Below are 16,813 nucleotides of genomic sequence, written 5' to 3' on the forward strand. Positions count from 1 at the left end.
CGAAGGCGCGGCAGCTCACTTCGGGATGCTGATGACCTGCGCCTGCGTGACCGCCTTCAGGCCTTCGGTGCCGAACTCCACGCCCCAGCCCGAGCGCTTGACGCCGCCGAAAGGCACCATCGGATGGATCGCGCCGAGCTGGGTGTGTAGGCGCACCGCTTTTCATCGGGCAGGGCGGCCCAGGCCGGCTGCGCCGACCGGGCGGCGGCCACCGCTTCGGCGATCTGGGCCGGCTCGGAATGCGGCACCAGCCCGATCGTTTCGCCGGTCGACGGATTCTTCGACTCGAAGCTCGTGGCCGATGCGACGGCGCGGCCGTCGAGGGTGTTGGTGAATGTTTTCATTGGCTGCGGATCTCCACCTGCATCTGCGTCTCCACCCACCGGACCAGCTCGCTCACGCTGACGCCCGGACCGCGCGCCAGGCTGGCGGCCTGCCAGAGCTGCTGACCGGCGCTGCTGATCGGCGCCGGCATGCCCTGCTGGCGTGCCAGGTCGACCGCGATGCCCATGTCCTTGAGCATCAGTTCGAGCTTGAAGGGATCGTCGAAGCTGCGGTTCAGCACCCGCTGGTGGATGTGGGTGCGCGTGATCCACGAACCGGCGGTGCTCTCGTTCATGACCTCGGTCATCACGGCCGGATCGAGACCGGCGCGCGTGCCGATCGCCAGGCCTTCGGCCGTGGCGGTGAGCGTGATCGCGGTGACCAGGTTGTTCAGGCACTTCATCGTGTGACCCGCGCCGAGCGGACCCAGATGGAAGGTGGCGCGGCCCATGGCGTCGAGCAGCGGACGCACGCGCTCGACCGCGGCCTGGTCCCCTCCGACCATGAAGACTAGTTCCGCCGCCTGGGCCCCCCAGGCCGCGCCGGAGACCGGGGCGTCGACCATCGCGATGCCGCGTTCCTCCAGGCGCGCGGCCGTCTCGCGCGTGATCCACGGCTCGGCCGACGATGTGTCCAGCAGCAGCGCGCCGGCCTTCCAGCCGGCCAGCAGGCCGTCGTCGTCGAACACCACGTCGCGCACCACGCGCCCGTTCGGGAGCATGGTCACGACGATGTCGCTGTGGCGGGCGACCTCCGCCGGTGTCGGTCGCGCCGTGATGTCGGCTTGTGCGTCGGCAAGCGCCTGCGAAGTACTGGCCAGGGCGTCGAACACGGACACCGCGTAGCCGGCCTTCTCGAGATGGCCGGCCATCGGGCCGCCCATCACGCCGAGACCGATGAAGCCGAGCCTGGGTAGGGAAGACGTGCTCATCTTTAGTCGAGCCTGACGCCGGAGCTCTTGATGACTTCGCCCCAGTGCGCGCTCTCGCTGCGCGCGAGGTCTCGGAATTCCTTCGGTGTGCCGGGCAGCGCCTCGAAGCCCCATTCGCCGAACACCTGCTGGATGCGCGGCGCCTGCATGGCCTTGCGCAGCTCGGCGTTGAGCCGGTCGACGATCTCGGGCGGCATGCCCGCGGGGCCGATCAGGCCGTGGAACGCGAAGGCGTTGACCTGCGGGTAGCCGAGTTCGGCAAAGGTGGGCACATCGGGCAGCGCCTTGGCGCGTTGCGGCAGCGCGATGGCCAGCGCACGCAGCTTGCCGGCCTTGAGGTAGGGCAGCGCGGCCGTGAGGTCGAGCATCATGACCTGCACCTGGCCGCCCATCATGTCCTGCATCGCGGGTGCGCCGCCCTTGTAGGCCACGTGCGTCAGGCCGAGGCCGGCCTTCTGCTTGAACAGCTCCATGGCCATCTGGTGCGGCGTGCCGACACCGGGCGACGCGTAGTTGAGCTTGTCGGGGTTGGCCTTCACGTAGCTCACGAACTCGCCGAGCGACTTCCCGCCCGTGAAGTCGGGCCGCACCACGAGCGCCAGCGGGATCCGGCCGATGGCGCCGATGTAGGTGAAGTCGCTTGCGGGCTTGTACGGCAGCTTGCCGAACATGTGCTCGTTGAAGAGCAGTGCCGCGTTCTCGGCCTGCATGATCGTGTAGCCGTCGGGCTTGGCCTGCATCAGCGTCGCGACCGCGATGTTGGTGGAGGCGCCGGGCTTGTTGTCGATCACGATCGGCTGGCCCAGCGACTGCTGCATGACCTCGGCCAGCTGGCGCGCGATGCTGTCGGTGCCGCCGCCGGCCGAGTAGGGCACCAGCCACTTGATCGGCTGGTTCGGGAAGGCGCCCTGCGCAAGCGCGGTGGTGGCGGCGGCGGCCAGCAGCAGGCCGGACGCCAGCAGGCGGATCAGGTTCTTCATGGGTTCAGTCTCTCGGTCGTTGGTGGATGGATTGATGGGATGGCCGGAAGCCGCTCAGCCGCGCAGCACCTGCCAGAGTTCACGGTCGCGTTCGGCCGTCCAGACGACGGGATGCTCGATGCCGCTGAGCTCGTCGAAGGCGCGCGAGACGTCGAAGGGCAGCACGTGCTGGAACACCGGCCAGCTGCCGAAGCGCGGCGTCATCGCCGCTTCGGCGCGTTCGAAGCAGGCGCGCAGGCCCTCGCCGCGGTCGACGCCGGCCTTCACGCTGTCGAGCAGGGTGGTGATGAAGTCCTTGGTCAGCGCGATCGCCTCGGCGCAGGCGGCCTCGCCGCGCAGCACCGCGCCGCGGCCCGGCACCAGCGTGCGGGGCCGGAGCGCGAGCGTGGCGTCGAGCGTGCCGCGCCAGTCGTGCAGGTAGGCGTCGCCGGCATAGACGCCGCAGTGGTTCTCGACCACGTCGCCCGAGAACAGCACGCCGCAGTCGGGCAGCCAGGCCACCGTGTCGCCGCCCGAGTGGCCGCGGCCCAGGCCCATCAGGCGCAGCTCGCGCTGGCCCAGCCAGAGGCTCATCTCGCTCTCGAAGGTCAGCGTGGGGATCGTGAGGCCCGGCACTTCCTCGACACCCGCGAACAGGCGCGGGAAGCGGCCGACCTCGGAGTCGAAGTCGGCCTGGCCGCGCTCGCGCACCCAGCCCGCCGTGCCGTTGCTGGCGATGATGGCCTGGGCATCGGTGAAGGCGCTGGCGCCCATCACGCGCACTGCGTGGTAGTGCGTCAGAACGATGAAGCGGACCGGCTTGTCGGTCACGGTGCGGATGTCGGCGATGAAGTCGCGCGCCATGCGTGGCGTGGGCCGCGTATCGATCACCACCACGTGGTCGTCGCCGACCACGAAGCCGCAGTTGGGATCGAAGTCGCTGATGTAGCCGAAGACGCCCGAGGCCAGCTCCTGGACCTGGGGTTTCTGTTCGCGGTTGTCGGAGGCGGAAGCGAAGGAGGTCGTGGAAGTCGTGGTCATGTGTTCGATGCTTCTGAGGGGGCGGAATGGATCGGCAGGCCGCTCGCGCGTGCCTCTTCGATGCAGGCCAGCAGCGTGGCCTGATTGCCGCACTGGTTGGCCAGCAGCAGCACCAGCCGTGCGTTGAAGTCGGCGCTGCCCGGGTCGTCGAGGCCTTCCTGCGCCGACAGCCAGGCGCTGTAGAAGCCGTCGGGGTCGGGAATGTTCGCTTCGGTCTTCATGGGGTCTCCGTGGCGCTGATGGCGCGCGCGAGGGCGTGGTCGATGCGCGCTGGGGTAGCGTGGGGCAGCAGCGCGGCGCGGTAGGCGTCGGGCCGGATCAGGCAGAAGCTGCCCGGCGCTTCGAGTCCGAGATGCCGCAGCAGCGTGTCGTCGGCCTGCAGCCTCGGCAATGGGGCGTCCGCAGCATCGCCGCCGACCGCGAGCAGGCGGATCGGCCGTCCGGCCAGCGAATCGGCCGCTGCTGCCGCGTCGGCACGCGAGGGCTCCCGCCAGATGCCGACGAAGTGCGTGCCGCCGGCCAGCCATTGCATCAGCGTGCGCGCTTCTGCGGCTTGCCCGTCGCCGGGCCGCAGCAGCAGGTTCTGCACGGTGCGCGCACCCTCGGGCAGGTGCGGCGCCGGCGGATAGGCGTTGGCGACCGCCATGCGCCCGGTGTTCACGAGGCCGCGCGCAAAGGCATGGCGCGAGGCGAGTGCCACCACGGCGCGGCGCATCGTGTGCTCGGCCGGCGAGCGCGGCGCGAGAAAGCGCGCCGAGCGGCTGGTGACCTCGAGGTTCTCGACCGCCGCGGGGCGGCGCTCGGCGTCGTAGCTGTCGAGCAGGGCATCGGCCGCCTCGCCGCGCACCACCAGCGCCAGCTTCCATGCCAGGTTGGCGGCATCCTGGATGCCGTTGTTGCCGCCGCGCGCGCCGAAGGGGCTGACGACGTGCGCCGAGTCGCCGATGAAGATCACGCGGCCATGCCGGAAGCGCTCGAGCAGGTGGTCGCGGTAGCCGTAGGGCCCGATCCAGACGAACTCGAACTCGACATCCGGGCCGAGCTGCTCGCGCAGGCGGGCGCCGGCCACCTCGGGGCGGCTGATCTCCTCCGGGTCGCAGTCCTCGGGCATCTGGTAGTCGATGCGCCAGACCCCGTCGGCCATCAGGTGCTGCCAGACGCCGCGGCCCTGGTTGAAGGGCGCGTCGACCCAGGTCCAGCGCTCGATCGGCAGCGGCTTCTTGAAGCGCACGTCGCTGATGCACCAGCGGTCGGTGCTGCGCGAGGCATGCGCGGGCACGCCGAGCTGTGCGCGCAACGGGCTGTTGGCACCGGTGGCGTCGATGAGGTGATCGGCTTCCAGGGAGTAGCTGCCGGCCGGCGTCTCGATCTCCAGGCGCACGCCGTCGGCCAGCGCCTCGATGCGGGTCGCCCGGCTCTTCCAGCGCACATCGGTCAGGCCCAGTTCGAGGATGCGGTCGACCAGGAACCACTCGACGTAGAACTGCTGCAGGTTGATGAAGGGCGGCTGCTTCGAGACGCTGTCGGTCTGCAGGTTGAACTGGTAGACCTCCCGCTCGCCCGAGAAGGTGCGTCCGAATGACCAGGTGATGCCCTTCGCGGCGATGCGCTCGTAGATGCCGAGGCGTTCGAAGGTCTCGAGGCTCTTCTGCGCATAGCAGATGCCGCGCGACGATGCGCCGCGGACGCCGACCGTGTCGTCTTCATCGATCAGCACCGAGCGCACGCCCCGGCTCGCGAGATCGCAGGCCAGCGTGAGGCCAGCCGGCCCGGCGCCGACGATCACGATCGGATGACGGGTGCGCGCGCCCTCGGTCAGTTCCGCGGGCGGCTCGAAGGGCCATCGGGGCAGTTCGTAGGCGGGGGCGAAGGTGTAGGTTTCCATCGTTGGTGCTGTCTCTCGTTCTTGTCGCGATGCGCCGCGTGGTGGGCGCCGCCGTCGTGTCTGCGGCCGGCTCTTCAGAGGGCGTGTGCCCATTCGGCGATGGCGTCCGCCGCCTGCTGTACCAGTTGCGGCTGGCCCGCCAGGTAGTGGTTACCGCCCACGATGTCGACATTGCGGATGCGCGGGCCGCCGGCCGCGAGCCATGCATCGCGGGTGCTCGGGAAGGTCGACTGGTCGCCGGTGTAGGTCAGCAGCAGTTGCGGCACGGTGCAACGCGCGAGGTTCGAGGGTCCGTCGGCCTGCGACAGCGACGACCACTGCGACAGGAAGGCGGTCAGCGAGGTGGTACGACCCATCGCGTTGGCCGAGTAGTTGACCTGGCGCGCATCGCCCCAGACGCTGCCGGGCGCGCGGTCGTTGCGATCGATCGTGAGGTCGACGCAGCGCGGATCGGCGTGCGTGCGGTAGACGATGAAGGCCTGGTCGCGGGGCGCGCCCGGCGTGGCGCGCAGCAGGCGCAGCCGGTCGAGCGCCCAGCCCTCGATGCGGTCCAGCCGGGCCTTCTGGGCGGCGCCGAAGCGTGCCAGGAAGTCGGCGTCGTAGGGGCGCGCGTGCCGCAGGTCGTACATGTCGAGCGCGGGATCGACCGCCAGCGGGTCGTGCTCGTCGGTGACCGAGGGATCGATCCAGTCGCGCATCAGCTTCGAGCGCCCCTGGTGCGCGGCGCACAGTGCGATGCCGTCCACGCGCGGCAGGTCGTCCGGATGCAGGTGGGTCGGCTCGCCGTCGGCGAAATGATGGGCCGTGAGGCGCTCGGCCTGCGACTGGTAGAAGCTCGCGAGCGCGGCCCCGCCCGAGTTGCCGATCAGCAGCACGCGCTCGTAGCCGGCCGCACGCAGGAACTTGACGCCCGCGCCCAGGTCCTGGATCGCGCGTTCCATCAGCAGCACCGTGTCGTTGCCCATGTAGCGCGAGTTGAGGCCCATGCAGCAGATGCCCCGCTCGGCCAGCGGGTCGATCAGGTAGTGGCCCATGAAGTTGCTGGTCGGGTGCATCACGATGGCCGCGACCCGCTTCGGGCCTGCGGGCGCGCGCCAGGCGCCGTAGATGCGCGGGCGCAGCATCTGCAGCCCCGACTGGCTCTCGAGCGTGGCGCCGGGCTTGACGTCGATGACCGCGAGTTGCAGATCGCTCATGCGGTATCCCCGGTGCGGGCGGCCTCGGCCGTTCGGGCCGCATCGCGCTGCAGCTGCGCCTTGCGCACGGTCCAGGCGTCGAGGTCTGCGCGCGCATGCAGCGCGTGGGCGTCCATCTCGGCCTGAGGCACCGTGGGCGTGGTCAGTTCGACCCGGATGCCATTGGGGTCGAAGAAATAGATCGACTCGATGATGTGGTGGTCGGTCAGCCCGAGCACCTCGACGCCGGCCGCCTGCAGGCGTGCCTTGGCCGCGAGTAGGTCGGCATGCGAGTCGACCCGCAGCGCGATGTGGTTGACCCACGACGGCGTGTTGGGAGAGGGCAGGGCCGCGATGTCGTCGCCGAGATCGAAGAAGGCGATGTACGAGCCGTCGCGCATCTGGAAGAAGATGTGGACGTAGGGGCAGTACTCGCCGGTGCTCGGCACGTGGTCGCTCTTGATCACGTGCACCAGCGGCAGGCCGAGCAGGTCTTCGTAGAAACGGCGGGTCTCCTCGCTGTCGCGGCAGCGCCAGGCGAAGTGGTGCAGGCCGCGCACCGGGACGGGTGCTGTTGCTGGCGCGATCGGGGAAGCTGGCGTCATGAATGGATGTCTCTGCGTCTTCGGGTGGGACGAGGCGATTGGACGCTGCATGCTCGTATGATTCAATCGAAAAAATTTCATCGATTGATGAGCCATTCATATGAATCTCACATTGCGGCAGCTCCGGGCCTTCGACGCCGTCGCCGAGACCGGCAGCTTCACCGCTGCGGCCAAGGCGCTCCACCTGACGCAGTCGGCGCTCAGCGTGCTGGTGCGGGAACTCGAGCGCGAGACCGGCGTGCAGCTGTTCGATCGCCATACGCGGCGCGTGCTGCTCTCGGACGCGGGGCGCACCTTCCAGCCGCTGATCCAGCGCCTGCTGGCCGACCTGGCTAGCGCCGTCGCCGACCTCGGCGACCTGCGCGACAAGAAGACGGGCCTGCTGCGGCTTGCGGCGCCGCAGCTGATGGCCTGCACGCTGATGCCGCGCGTCATCGCGGCATGGCGCGAGCGCTACCCCGGCGTTGCGGTCAACCTCATCGACACGCTGCCCGAGCACCTGCTGGCCGGCCTGGCGACCGGCGAGGCAGAGCTTGCGGTCGGCCAGGATGTCGAGGTCGATGCCACGATCGACAGGCGCATCCTGTTTCGCGACCGCCACTGGCTGATCTGCCCGGCGGATCACCGCTTCGCGAACCGCCGCAAGGTGCGCTGGAGCGAACTCGCACCCTACACCTTCATCGCCCCCACGCGCGACTTCCGCCAGCGCGTGATGCCCGAGCTCCCGGCCGAGGTGCGCGCCTGGATGCAGCGCAGCGAAACCCTGGAGGTGTCGTACATGACGACCGCGCTCGGCATGGTCGCCAACGGCCTCGGCCTGACCGTCTGCCCCTCGTACTCGGCGTCACTGGTGCGTGCCCACGGCTTGCGCATGGTGCGCCTGGACGCGCCGGATTTCCACCGCGAGGTCTGCGTCTACAGCGCCGCCGACCGATCGCTCTCGCCGGCGGCGGCGAGCTTCGTGGAGATGCTGGAGGGCTTTGCCAGGCGCGAGGGCGGCCGCACCTCCATGGATCGATGAATGCGGAGCGCGCCCCTGCAGGCAGGTGGCGCATTCAGTCCATCAATCCACGCGCTGCAGCTGTGGCGCCTTCCACTTGCCGTTCAAGGCTTCCTGCTTCGGCCAATACAGGCGCATGGCGGCCACGAAGGGGCCCGATGGGGCCGGCAGCCAGTTCGATTCCCTCTCGGCCCCGGGCGATGCGTTCTGCAGATGGAGCGTGACACCGCCGTCGGCGTCCTTCTTCAGCTGCGGAAGCATCGGCGAGTTGACGAGGTAGCGGTGGATCGGGTTGGCCACGAGCAGGCTTTCTGGCATGCGATACATCGTGACCGACCAGAATGCATGGACCGGCGGCAGCTGTCCGGGCGCGAAGCGCAGCGTGTAGGCGTGCGAGCCGTCCAGCCGCCGGCCCTTGGAATCGAGGGCCAGGACGGGGTAGATCGCCTCGTCCTTCGAGTTGCCGTAGATGCCCGCCACGGCGGCGGTCATGCGGTACTGGTAGTTGTTCTTCAGGAAGGCGCGCGTGCCGAAGAGGTCGCCGCTGCTGATCTGATGCGTATCGAGCCGTTGCTTCGTCGCTTCGTTGGACTTCCAGGCGTCGGCGATGCCGTCCCGGACCGCTTGCTTGAGCTCCGGCGACAGCGCCGCGAAGTCGAAGCGCTGTCCCGGGCCGATGCCGAGCTTGGCGAAGCGCGCCATCAGTGCCTTCTCGGACGGGTTGACCGGCGAAAGGCCCAGGATGAAGTTGAGCGTCGAGAAGAGCTCGGGTGAGCTGCGCTCGTCCTGCGCGCCCAGCGGTTTCGGGAAGGCGAGCGCCGGCGCGGCGGCGGGCGCCGGCTTGCCGAGGAAGGCCGACAGCGGCTGCGCCTTGTAGCCGGCCTGGATCTTCTTGACCTTCTCCAGATCGTCCGGCCCGAACAGCTGCGTGCGGTAGATCGCGTTGATGAGCTGCGTCTCGCTGCGGATGACGGCGTCGATTCCGGCCGGCTTGCCGCCCTTCCAGCCCGGACCGGCGACCATGTAGGTGCCACCGCCGTTGCCGGTGGCGCGGCTGCCCAGGTAGGCGAAGTTGAAGGTGTAGGCGTCGATGAGCTGGACCGAGAAATAGCGCCCCTTCTCGATCGGCGGGATGGTCAGCACGATCGGCTCGGCGCGCAGGTCCATGCCGATGAACGAATAGGGCGTGTCGGAGTTGGGCGTCTGGATGGTGGTGTCCGCCGGCGTGAACACGCGCGCGGTGCTGGCGATCTCGTTCCAGGGGGCCTTGAACTCGGGTCCGCTCCGGTCGACGTTGTAGGCGTACTGGATCCGGTAGCTGTCCACCATCGGAAAGCCGTACACGTAGGCCTTCTTGGCGATCGCGCGCGCCTCGGCGGCGCCGGGCGGCTGGGCCGAGGCCGTCGCCGCGAGGATCGACAGCGCGACCACAGGCGCGGCTCGCCGGACGAAGGACAGATGCATCTTCATGAGGTCTCCAGGGTGGACGAACGGGCATGCTGCGACATGGGGCGACCGGCCGCGGCGCATCGCCGTCGGACGCTGGCGGGCTGCCAAATCCTACTAAGCTTCGCCGGTCACCGCTTCACGGACCGGTTTCGACCATGAGCACCTTCGAATGGATCATCGCGCTGCTGCTGGGCGCAGCGCTGCTGGCCGAACTCGCGCGCCGCGTGGGGGCGCCGTATCCGACCTTCCTGGCCCTGGGTGGGGTGCTGCTGGCCTTCGTGCCGTCGAGCCCCCGCTGGACGCTCGATCCGCACCTGGCGCTCACGCTGTTCGTCGCGCCGGTGCTCGGGCGGGCCGCCTATGACACCTCGCTGCGCGACCTGCGCGCCAACTGGCGGCCGATCGCCGGGCTGGTGCTGGCCGCGGTCGGCACCACCGTGCTGGCGGTCGCGGTCGCGGTCCGCTGGCTGGTGCCCGACATGCCGTGGGCGATCGCGATCGCGCTCGGCGCCATCGTCGCGCCGCCGGACGCTGCGGCAGCGACCGCGGTCATGCGCCAGCTCAAGCTGCCGCACCGGCTGCTCAAGATCATCGAAGGCGAGAGCCTGCTCAACGATGCGAGCGCACTGCTGGTCTACAGGCTCGCGATCATGACCGTGCTGGCCGGCCACCTGGGCTTCGCGAGCTTCGCGCCGGTGTTCCTCCTGACCGTGTTCGGCAGCCTCGCGGTGGGCGTGGGGCTGGCCCGCGTGGCGCGGCCGCTCGCGATCGGCGTGCGCGACGTGCCGACCGCGCTGATCATGCAGTTCGTGTTCACCTTCGGCGTCTGGATCGCGGCCGAGGCGGTCGGCCTGTCCGGCATCCTGACGCTGGTCGCCTACGGCATGACGCTCGCGCGGCGCAGCGGCAAGCTCATGCCGGCCCACATGCGGGTGCCGATCTTCGCGGTCTGGGAGACCGCCGTCTTCGTGCTGAACGCCTTCGCCTTCGTGCTGATCGGCATGCAGCTGCGGCCGATCTGGGAGCGCCTGACCATCGACGGCGGCCGCGACACGGCCTTCGTCACCGCGCTGGTCGTTCTGCTCGTCACCATCGCGGCGCGCTTCGTCTGGGTCATGGGCCACAACACCCTGATGCGGTGGCGGATGGCGCGCCGCGGGCCGGCCGACGGCACCGGTCCGGCGCGGCCCCGGATCGCCAACGGCATCCTGCTGTCATGGTCCGGCATGCGCGGCATCGTGACGTTGGCGGCCGCCTTCGCCATTCCCGAGATGCTGCCCGACGGCTCGCCCTTTCCCTACCGGGACCTGATTCTGCTGTGCGCCTTCGCGGTGGTGCTGGGCACGCTGGTGTTGCAGGGCCTGACGCTCAAGCCGCTGATTCGCCGCCTGGACCTTAGCGACGACGACCCGGTGGCGAGCGAGATCCGGCTCGGTCGCACGCATGCCTACGCCGCCTTGCTGGAGGCGATCAAGGACGACGACACGCACGAGGGCAAGCTGCTGCGCAAGCAGTACGGCGCCGTCATCGACCTCAACGCCAGCGCGCCGCGCGATGCGCCGCTGCACGAGGTGCCCGGCGGGCCGTTGCGGCGGCGGGCGATCGCGGTCGCCCGCGAGCGCGCCTTCGAGATGCGGCGCGACGACATCATCGGCGACGACGCCTACTGGGTGCTGATCCAGGAGCTCGACTGGGCGGAACTGAGCGCGGGCGGCGGCCGGTCGCCTTGACGGACGAGGCGAGGGCGGCGGCGCGGCGGTGAATCGCCGCCTTGCGGGCCGGCAGAAGACAAAGAAGCCCGCCATCTTTTGGATGGCGGGCTTCTTCTTGCTGACATTGGTGCCGGAGAGATGAATCGAACACCCGACCTTCTCATTACGAATGAGCTGCTCTACCGACTGAGCTACACCGGCTTAGCCTTCGATTATACCTTATCGTGGTAGCCCGTCAGGCGCTCGACTTCGTTCCTGGATCCGAGCAACACCGCGACGCGCTCGTGCAGCTTGGACGGCTCGAGGTCCATGATGCGCTGGCGCCCGTTGGTGGAGGCGCCGCCGGCCTGCTCGACCAGCCAGCTCATCGGGTTGGCCTCGTACATCAGGCGCAGCTTGCCGGCCTTCTCGGGCTCGCGCTTGTCCCAGGGGTACATGAACACGCCGCCGCGCATCAGGATGCGGTGCACGTCGGCCACCATGCTGGCGATCCAGCGCATGTTGAAGTCCTTGCCGCGCGGGCCTTCCTTGCCCTGCAGGCATTCGTCGATGTAGCGCTTCACCGGCTGGTCCCAGTGACGCATGTTGCTCATGTTGATCGCGAACTCCCGGGTGTCGGCCGGGATCTGGATGTCTTCCTGCGTGAGCATGAACGAGCCCTGTTCGCGGTCGAGCGTGAACATCGCCACGCCGCTGCCCACGGTCAGCACCAGCGTGGTCTGCGGGCCGTAGATGCAGTAGCCGGCCGCGACCTGCCTGTTGCCGGCCTGCAGGAAGTCGGCCTCCTGCACGCCGGGCGTGTCGTCGGGCTTCTTGAGCACGCTGAAGATGGTGCCGATGCTGACGTTGACGTCGATGTTGCTCGAGCCGTCCAGCGGATCGAAAAGCAGCAGGTATTCGCCCTGCGGATAGCGGTTGGGCACCACGTAGATGCTGTCCATCTCCTCGCTGGCCATGGCCGCGAGGTGGCCGCCCCATTCGTTGGCCTCGATCAGCACCTCGTTGGCGATGATGTCGAGTTTCTTCTGCACCTCGCCCTGCACGTTCTCGCTCTCGGCGCTGCCGAGCACGCCGCCGAGCGCGCCCTTGTTGACCGCCTGGCTGATGCTCTTGCAGGCGCGGGCCACCACTTCGAGCAGCAGGCGCAGCTGGCCGGGGATGAGGCCGTCGGCGCGTTGCTGCTCGACCAGGTAGCGGGTGAGGGATATCTTGGATTGGGCCATGTAGAGGGGTCCTTGGATGCTTAGATGGACAGCGCGCGGGTCACGACTTCGAGCGTGTCCTTGCTGAGGTCCGGGCGCGCCGCGACGCGTGCGATCGCCTCGCGGGCCGCGCTGCGATAGGGCTCGGCCAGCTTGCTCCAGCGGTCGAGTGCCCGTGCGAGTCGAGCGGCGACTTGCGGGTTGATGGCGTCGAGCTCGATCACGCGGTCGCTCCAGAACACGTAGCCGGCTGCGTCGGCGCGGTGCAGGGCGCCCGGGTTGCCGCTGCAGTAGCTGAAGATCACGCTGCGCGCGCGGTTCGGGTTCTTGATCGAGAAGTCGGGGTGCTTCATGAGCTGCTTGACCAGCGGCAGGATGTCGCCGCCGCGGTCGGGCGAGCCGGCCTGCAGCGAGAACCACTTGTCGATGACCAGCGCCTCGTCCTTGAAGATCTGGTGGAAGCGTGCGAGCGCCTGCGCCGCGAGCGCATGGCCCGAGGACACCAGCGCGCTCAGCGCGTTGAAGCGGTCGGTCATGTTGCCGGCGTCCTTGAAGCGCTGCAGCGTCTTGCCCGGCCACACGCTGTCGCCCGAGGCGCGAGCCGCCAGGCACAGGTGGGTGAGGGCGATGCCCGCGAGCGCGCGGCGCCCCGACGAGACCGGATCGGGCACGTAGGCGCCGGTGTCCCGGTTCTGCTCGTAGGCCTGCTCCCATTCGGTGAAGAGGGCGGTCGCGAGCTGGGCGCGCATGGCTTCGCGCACCACGTGCACGCGCTGCGGATCGACCGTCTCGAGCTGTTCGGCGATGTAGGTCTCCGAGGGCAGCGTGAGCACCAGTTCCTTGAAGGCCGCATCGAGCTGCGGGTGGCCCAGCACGCTGCGCATCGCGTCGATGAAGGCTGCGCCGAGCGGTTGCTCTCCGGCCGCGGCCGGCTCGGCGATCGCGCGCAGCGCGGCACGCAGCGCCAGGCGCTGGCCCGCTTCCCAGCGGTTGAACGGATCGGGATCGTTCGCGAGCAGCGTGAGCAGCTGGGCGTCGGTGTACTGGTAGTCGAGGATCACCGGCGCGCTGAAGCCGCGCAGGATCGAGGGCACGGGCTCGGCATCGAGGCCGACGAAGGTGAACTGCTCGCCGGCGCGCGTGAGCACCAGCGTGCGCGTGCCCGAGGTGGCCTCAGCCTCGCCTTCGAGCTGTACCGGCAGCTCGCGGCCGTCGGCGCTCAGGAGCCCGAGGTTGACCGGGATCACGAACGGGTCCTTGACCGGCTGGCCCGGGGTCGGCGGGCAGCTCTGCACGAAGCTCAGCGTGTAGCTGCGCGAGGCCGCGTCGTAGACGCCGTGGGCGGCCAGGCGCGGCGTGCCGGCCTGGGCATACCAGCGCTTGAACTGCGGCAGCAGGCGCGCGAGCTCGGTGCCGGGGTTGGCGTCGGCGATCGCCTGCGCGAAGTCGTCGCAGGTCACGGCCTGGCCGTCGTGGCGCTCGAAGTACAGCGTGATGCCGCGCTCGAAGCCCTTGCGGCCGACCAGCGTCTGCATCATGCGCACCACCTCGGCACCCTTCTCGTAGATGGTGACGGTGTAGAAGTTGCTGATCTCGATGTAGCTGTCGGGGCGCACGGGATGCGCCATCGGGCCCGCATCCTCGGGGAACTGGGCGGTGCGCAGAACGCGCACGTCCTCGATGCGCTTGACTGCGCGCGCCGAGGCCTCGGCGCACAGGTCCTGGCTGAACTCCTGGTCGCGGAACACCGTGAGGCCTTCCTTGAGCGAGAGCTGGAACCAGTCGCGGCAGGTGACGCGGTCGCCGCTCCAGTTGTGGAAGTACTCGTGGCCGACCACGCTCTCGATGTTGCCGTAGTCGGCATCGGTGGCGGTGGCCTGGTTGGCCAGCACGTACTTGGTGTTGAAGATGTTGAGGCCCTTGTTCTCCATCGCGCCCATGTTGAAGTCGCTGGTGGCGACGATCATGAAGCGGTCGAGGTCGAGCGGCAGGCCGAAGCGGGCCTCGTCCCACAGCACCGAGTTGATCAGCGAGTTCATCGCGTGCTCGGTCTTGTCGAGGTCGCCCGCGCGCACGTACACCTGCAGCAGGTGCTCGCGGCCGTTGCGCGCCTTGATGCGCTGCTCGCGCGCCACCAGCTTGCCGGCGACCAGCGCGAACAGGTAGCTGGGCTTGCGGAAGGGATCGACCCATTTCGCGAAATGGCGGCCCTCGGGCAGGTCGCCCGACTCGACCAGGTTGCCGTTCGACAGCAGCACCGGATAGGCGGCCTTGGCGGCACGCAGCGTCACGGTGTAGTTCGCCATCACGTCGGGGCGGTCGAGGAAGTAGGTGATGCGGCGGAAGCCCTCGGCCTCGCACTGCGTGAAGAAGGTGTCTTCGCTGACGAACAGGCCCATCAGCTTGGTGTTCTTGGCCGGGCAGCAGGTCGTGAAGATCTCGAGCTCGAAGGTGTCGGGCAGATTGTCGATCACCAGCTGGTCGACATCCATGCGGAACGAGGCGCCCTGGCCGTCGACCAGCACGCGCGCGAGATTGAGCTCGTCGCCGTCCAGGCGCAGCGGCTCGGGTGCGACGTCGGGATTGCGGCGCAGCCGCATGCGGTTGAGCACGCGGGTCTTGGCGGGATCGAGGTCGAAGGTGAGCTCGACCGTGTCGATCCAGTAGGCCGGCGCGCTGTAGTCCTCGCGACGGATCGCGATCGGTTGGCCTTGGGCATCACGAAACAGCATCGAGTGTCTCCAGGAAGTTTGAGTTGTTCAGATCGTCGTAGTCACGCACGGCCGCGATCACGTGCGGCCCCGCGAGTTCGGAGGCCGAATGAGTGGTGCAGATCGCGACCGCCAGCATGCCGCCGCGGCGCGCGGCTTCGATGCCGAAGGGCGCGTCCTCGAACACGATGCAGCGCGAGGGCGCCACGCCGATGCGGCGTGCCGCCTCGAGGAAGATCGCCGGCTGCGGCTTGCCGGGCAGGCCCTCGTCGCCGCCCACGATGGCCAGCGGCGCCGGGTCGGGCCGCAGGTTGGCCATGGTGAAGGCGATGTTGTGCCGGTCTCCCGCGGTGCCGACCGCGACCTTGAGGCCGCGTGCCACCGCGGCGCGGTAGAAGGGCGTGAAGCCGGACACCTCTCGGAACCGGGCGCCGAAGAGCTCGCGGTAGATCGATTCCTTGCGATGCGTGATCTCGGCGCTCTCGGCCTCGGTCACTTCGCGGCCCATCAGTTCGCAGGCGCATTCGAAGGCGGTGCGGCCGGTGGTCTGGCGCATGAACCTCGGCACGTCGATCTCGACGCCGTGGCGCACGCCGTATTCGATCCATGCCTTGGCGTGCCAGGGCATGGAGTCGACCATCGTGCCGTCCATGTCGAAGATCAGGGCTTCCACCCGCCGTGTCGAGGCCTGCATCAGACGCCCTGTTTCAGCGAGGCTTCGATGAAGACGTCGAGGTCGCCGTCGAGCACCTTCTGCGTGGCCGAGACCTCGACGTTGGTGCGCAGGTCCTTGATGCGGCTGTTGTCCAGCACGTAGCTGCGGATCTGGTGGCCCCAGCCGACGTCGGTCTTGCTGTCCTCGAGCTTCTGCTGCTCTTCCTGGCGCTTGCGCATCTCGTGGTCGTACAGGCGCGAGCGCAGCCGCTTCCAGGCGACGTCGCGGTTGCTGTGCTGGCTGCGGCCGTCCTGGCACTGCACCACGATGCCGGTCGGGATGTGCGTGAGCCGCACCGCCGAGTCGGTCTTGTTGATGTGCTGGCCGCCGGCGCCGCTGGCGCGGAAGGTGTCGGTGCGCACGTCGGCCGGATTGATGTCGATCTCGATCGAGTCGTCGATCTCGGGGTAGACGAAGATGCTCGCGAAGCTCGTGTGGCGCCCGCCTGAGGAGTCAAAGGGCGACTTGCGCACCAGGCGGTGCACGCCGGTCTCGGTGCGCAGCAGGCCGAAGGCGTAGTCGCCCTCGACCTTGATGGTCGCGCCCTTGATGCCCGCGGTGTCGCCCGGCGTCTCGTCCTCGATCTGGGTCTTGAAGCCCTTGCGCTCGGCGTACTTGAGGTACTGGCGCAGCAGCATGCTCGCCCAGTCGCAGGCCTCGGTGCCGCCGGCGCCGGCCTGGATGTCGACGAAGGCGTTCAGCGGGTCGGCCGGGTTGTTGAACATCCGGCGGAACTCGAGCTGCTTGATGTCGGCCTCGAGCAGGGCGGCGTCATCGGCGATGGCCTGCAGGCCGTCCATGTCGCCGTCTTCCTTCGACATCTCGAACAGTTCGGTGTTGTCCGAGAGGCCGCTGGTGAGGCGGTCGAGCGTGACCACGACGTCGTCGAGCGACTTCTTCTCGCGGCCCAGTTCCTGCGCCTTCTTGGGGTCGTTCCAGACGTTGGGGTCTTCGAGCGAGGCGTTGACCGTCCTCAGGCGTTCGGCTTTGGCATCGTAGTCAAAGATACCTCCGTAAATCGACCGTGCGGGCGCTCAGGTCCGCGAGGGTTGCGCCGATTTGGTTGATTTGCTCTGCATCCATGGGGTGTCCTGACGGTGTTCG

Annotated in this window: 15 protein-coding genes, 1 tRNA gene and 1 pseudogene; 2 read left to right on the forward strand and 15 right to left on the reverse strand. The window is 68.8% G+C overall.

Annotated features, from left to right (window positions below; all coding sequences use genetic code 11):
* Positions 1-15: 15 nt before the first annotated feature.
* From QTH87_RS04445 to QTH87_RS04485, 9 genes and pseudogenes are all read right to left on the reverse strand, one after another.
* A complete protein-coding gene (locus tag QTH87_RS04445; RefSeq protein WP_286608063.1) occupies positions 16-156 on the reverse strand; it encodes a hypothetical protein in 141 nt (46 codons plus the stop codon).
* 47 nt (positions 157-203) lie between these two features.
* Positions 204-344 (reverse strand): annotated as a pseudogene (locus tag QTH87_RS04450) (hypothetical protein); the annotation flags it as partial.
* Positions 341-1,255 (reverse strand): NAD(P)-dependent oxidoreductase, encoded by a 915-nt coding sequence (locus QTH87_RS04455; RefSeq protein WP_286607221.1) that lies wholly within the window; start codon positions 1,253-1,255, stop codon positions 341-343. The pseudogene QTH87_RS04450 and the gene QTH87_RS04455, both read right to left, overlap by 4 nt.
* Positions 1,256-1,257: 2 nt before the next feature.
* On the reverse strand, positions 1,258-2,235 hold the full coding sequence (locus QTH87_RS04460) for a Bug family tripartite tricarboxylate transporter substrate binding protein (protein WP_286607222.1): 978 nt from the start codon (positions 2,233-2,235) through the stop codon (positions 1,258-1,260).
* A 54-nt stretch (positions 2,236-2,289) separates the two neighbouring features.
* Entirely contained in the window at positions 2,290-3,255 is a 966-nt protein-coding gene (locus tag QTH87_RS04465) for an MBL fold metallo-hydrolase (RefSeq protein WP_286607223.1), read from the reverse strand.
* A complete protein-coding gene (locus tag QTH87_RS04470) occupies positions 3,252-3,476 on the reverse strand; it encodes a DUF2783 domain-containing protein (protein ID WP_286607224.1) in 225 nt (74 codons plus the stop codon). The genes QTH87_RS04465 and QTH87_RS04470 overlap by 4 nt, the downstream gene beginning before the upstream one ends.
* Entirely contained in the window at positions 3,473-5,140 is a 1,668-nt protein-coding gene (locus tag QTH87_RS04475; protein ID WP_286607226.1) for an FAD-dependent monooxygenase, read from the reverse strand. Before QTH87_RS04475 ends, QTH87_RS04470 begins: the two co-directional genes overlap by 4 nt.
* A 74-nt stretch (positions 5,141-5,214) precedes the next feature.
* Positions 5,215-6,336, reverse strand: a complete 1,122-nt coding sequence (locus QTH87_RS04480) for an alpha/beta hydrolase family protein (protein WP_286607228.1) — start codon at positions 6,334-6,336, stop codon at positions 5,215-5,217.
* Positions 6,333-6,920, reverse strand: coding sequence for a VOC family protein (locus QTH87_RS04485; protein ID WP_286607230.1), 588 nt, complete (start codon positions 6,918-6,920; stop codon positions 6,333-6,335). Before QTH87_RS04485 ends, QTH87_RS04480 begins: the two co-directional genes overlap by 4 nt.
* A 100-nt stretch (positions 6,921-7,020) precedes the next feature.
* Between QTH87_RS04485 and QTH87_RS04490 the strand changes: the two genes are divergently transcribed.
* A complete protein-coding gene (locus tag QTH87_RS04490) occupies positions 7,021-7,941 on the forward strand; it encodes a LysR family transcriptional regulator (RefSeq protein ID WP_286607232.1) in 921 nt (306 codons plus the stop codon).
* 42 nt (positions 7,942-7,983) lie between these two features.
* On the opposite strand, the gene QTH87_RS04495 is transcribed toward QTH87_RS04490, so the two are convergent.
* Positions 7,984-9,390, reverse strand: coding sequence for a DUF1254 domain-containing protein (locus QTH87_RS04495; RefSeq protein ID WP_286607234.1), 1,407 nt, complete (start codon positions 9,388-9,390; stop codon positions 7,984-7,986).
* 134 nt (positions 9,391-9,524) lie between these two features.
* On the opposite strand from QTH87_RS04495, the gene QTH87_RS04500 reads away from it, so the two are divergent.
* Entirely contained in the window at positions 9,525-11,099 is a 1,575-nt protein-coding gene (locus tag QTH87_RS04500; protein ID WP_286607236.1) for a cation:proton antiporter, read from the forward strand.
* Between the two features lie 107 nt (positions 11,100-11,206).
* Here the strand turns inward: QTH87_RS04500 and QTH87_RS04505 are convergent.
* The 5 genes from QTH87_RS04505 to prfB all read right to left on the reverse strand — a co-directional run bounded on the left by QTH87_RS04505 (position 11,207) and on the right by prfB (position 16,792).
* Positions 11,207-11,282: transfer RNA gene (locus tag QTH87_RS04505), tRNA-Thr, on the reverse strand.
* 11 nt (positions 11,283-11,293) lie between these two features.
* On the reverse strand, positions 11,294-12,304 hold the full coding sequence (locus QTH87_RS04510; protein WP_286607238.1) for a class 1 fructose-bisphosphatase: 1,011 nt from the start codon (positions 12,302-12,304) through the stop codon (positions 11,294-11,296).
* Positions 12,305-12,324: 20 nt separating this feature from the next.
* On the reverse strand, positions 12,325-15,015 hold the full coding sequence (pepN, locus tag QTH87_RS04515) for an aminopeptidase N (protein WP_286607240.1): 2,691 nt from the start codon (positions 15,013-15,015) through the stop codon (positions 12,325-12,327).
* On the reverse strand, positions 15,002-15,688 hold the full coding sequence (locus QTH87_RS04520) for an HAD family hydrolase (protein ID WP_286607242.1): 687 nt from the start codon (positions 15,686-15,688) through the stop codon (positions 15,002-15,004). The genes pepN and QTH87_RS04520 overlap by 14 nt, the downstream gene beginning before the upstream one ends.
* Positions 15,688-16,792, reverse strand: a protein-coding gene (gene prfB, locus QTH87_RS04525) for a peptide chain release factor 2 (protein WP_286607243.1) whose coding sequence is annotated in 2 segments (ribosomal slippage) — positions 15,688-16,710 and positions 16,712-16,792 — 1,104 coding nt in all. Because the reading frame shifts where the segments join, the coding sequence is not laid out codon by codon here. Before prfB ends, QTH87_RS04520 begins: the two co-directional genes overlap by 1 nt.
* Positions 16,793-16,813: the final 21 nt, after the last annotated feature.

The organism is Variovorax jilinensis (genome assembly GCF_030316885.1).
Classification (GTDB): domain Bacteria; phylum Pseudomonadota; class Gammaproteobacteria; order Burkholderiales; family Burkholderiaceae_C; genus Variovorax; species Variovorax jilinensis.

What these genes read in the sequence shown, in the direction of transcription:
- QTH87_RS04480 (WP_286607228.1), bottom strand. Translation starts at nt 6,336, where the DNA reads ATGAGCGATCTGCAACTCGCGGTCATCGACGTCAAGCCCGGCGCCACG.
- QTH87_RS04485 (WP_286607230.1), bottom strand. Translation starts at nt 6,920, where the DNA reads ATGACGCCAGCTTCCCCGATCGCGCCAGCAACAGCACCCGTCCCGGTG.
- QTH87_RS04495 (WP_286607234.1), bottom strand. Translation starts at nt 9,390, where the DNA reads ATGAAGATGCATCTGTCCTTCGTCCGGCGAGCCGCGCCTGTGGTCGCG.
- pepN (WP_286607240.1), bottom strand. Translation starts at nt 15,015, where the DNA reads ATGCTGTTTCGTGATGCCCAAGGCCAACCGATCGCGATCCGTCGCGAG.
- QTH87_RS04520 (WP_286607242.1), bottom strand. Translation starts at nt 15,688, where the DNA reads ATGCAGGCCTCGACACGGCGGGTGGAAGCCCTGATCTTCGACATGGAC.
- QTH87_RS04460 (WP_286607222.1), bottom strand. Translation starts at nt 2,235, where the DNA reads ATGAAGAACCTGATCCGCCTGCTGGCGTCCGGCCTGCTGCTGGCCGCC.
- QTH87_RS04465 (WP_286607223.1), bottom strand. Translation starts at nt 3,255, where the DNA reads ATGACCACGACTTCCACGACCTCCTTCGCTTCCGCCTCCGACAACCGC.
- QTH87_RS04490 (WP_286607232.1), top strand. Translation starts at nt 7,021, where the DNA reads ATGAATCTCACATTGCGGCAGCTCCGGGCCTTCGACGCCGTCGCCGAG.
- QTH87_RS04510 (WP_286607238.1), bottom strand. Translation starts at nt 12,304, where the DNA reads ATGGCCCAATCCAAGATATCCCTCACCCGCTACCTGGTCGAGCAGCAA.
- QTH87_RS04455 (WP_286607221.1), bottom strand. Translation starts at nt 1,255, where the DNA reads ATGAGCACGTCTTCCCTACCCAGGCTCGGCTTCATCGGTCTCGGCGTG.
- QTH87_RS04475 (WP_286607226.1), bottom strand. Translation starts at nt 5,140, where the DNA reads ATGGAAACCTACACCTTCGCCCCCGCCTACGAACTGCCCCGATGGCCC.
- QTH87_RS04470 (WP_286607224.1), bottom strand. Translation starts at nt 3,476, where the DNA reads ATGAAGACCGAAGCGAACATTCCCGACCCCGACGGCTTCTACAGCGCC.
- QTH87_RS04500 (WP_286607236.1), top strand. Translation starts at nt 9,525, where the DNA reads ATGAGCACCTTCGAATGGATCATCGCGCTGCTGCTGGGCGCAGCGCTG.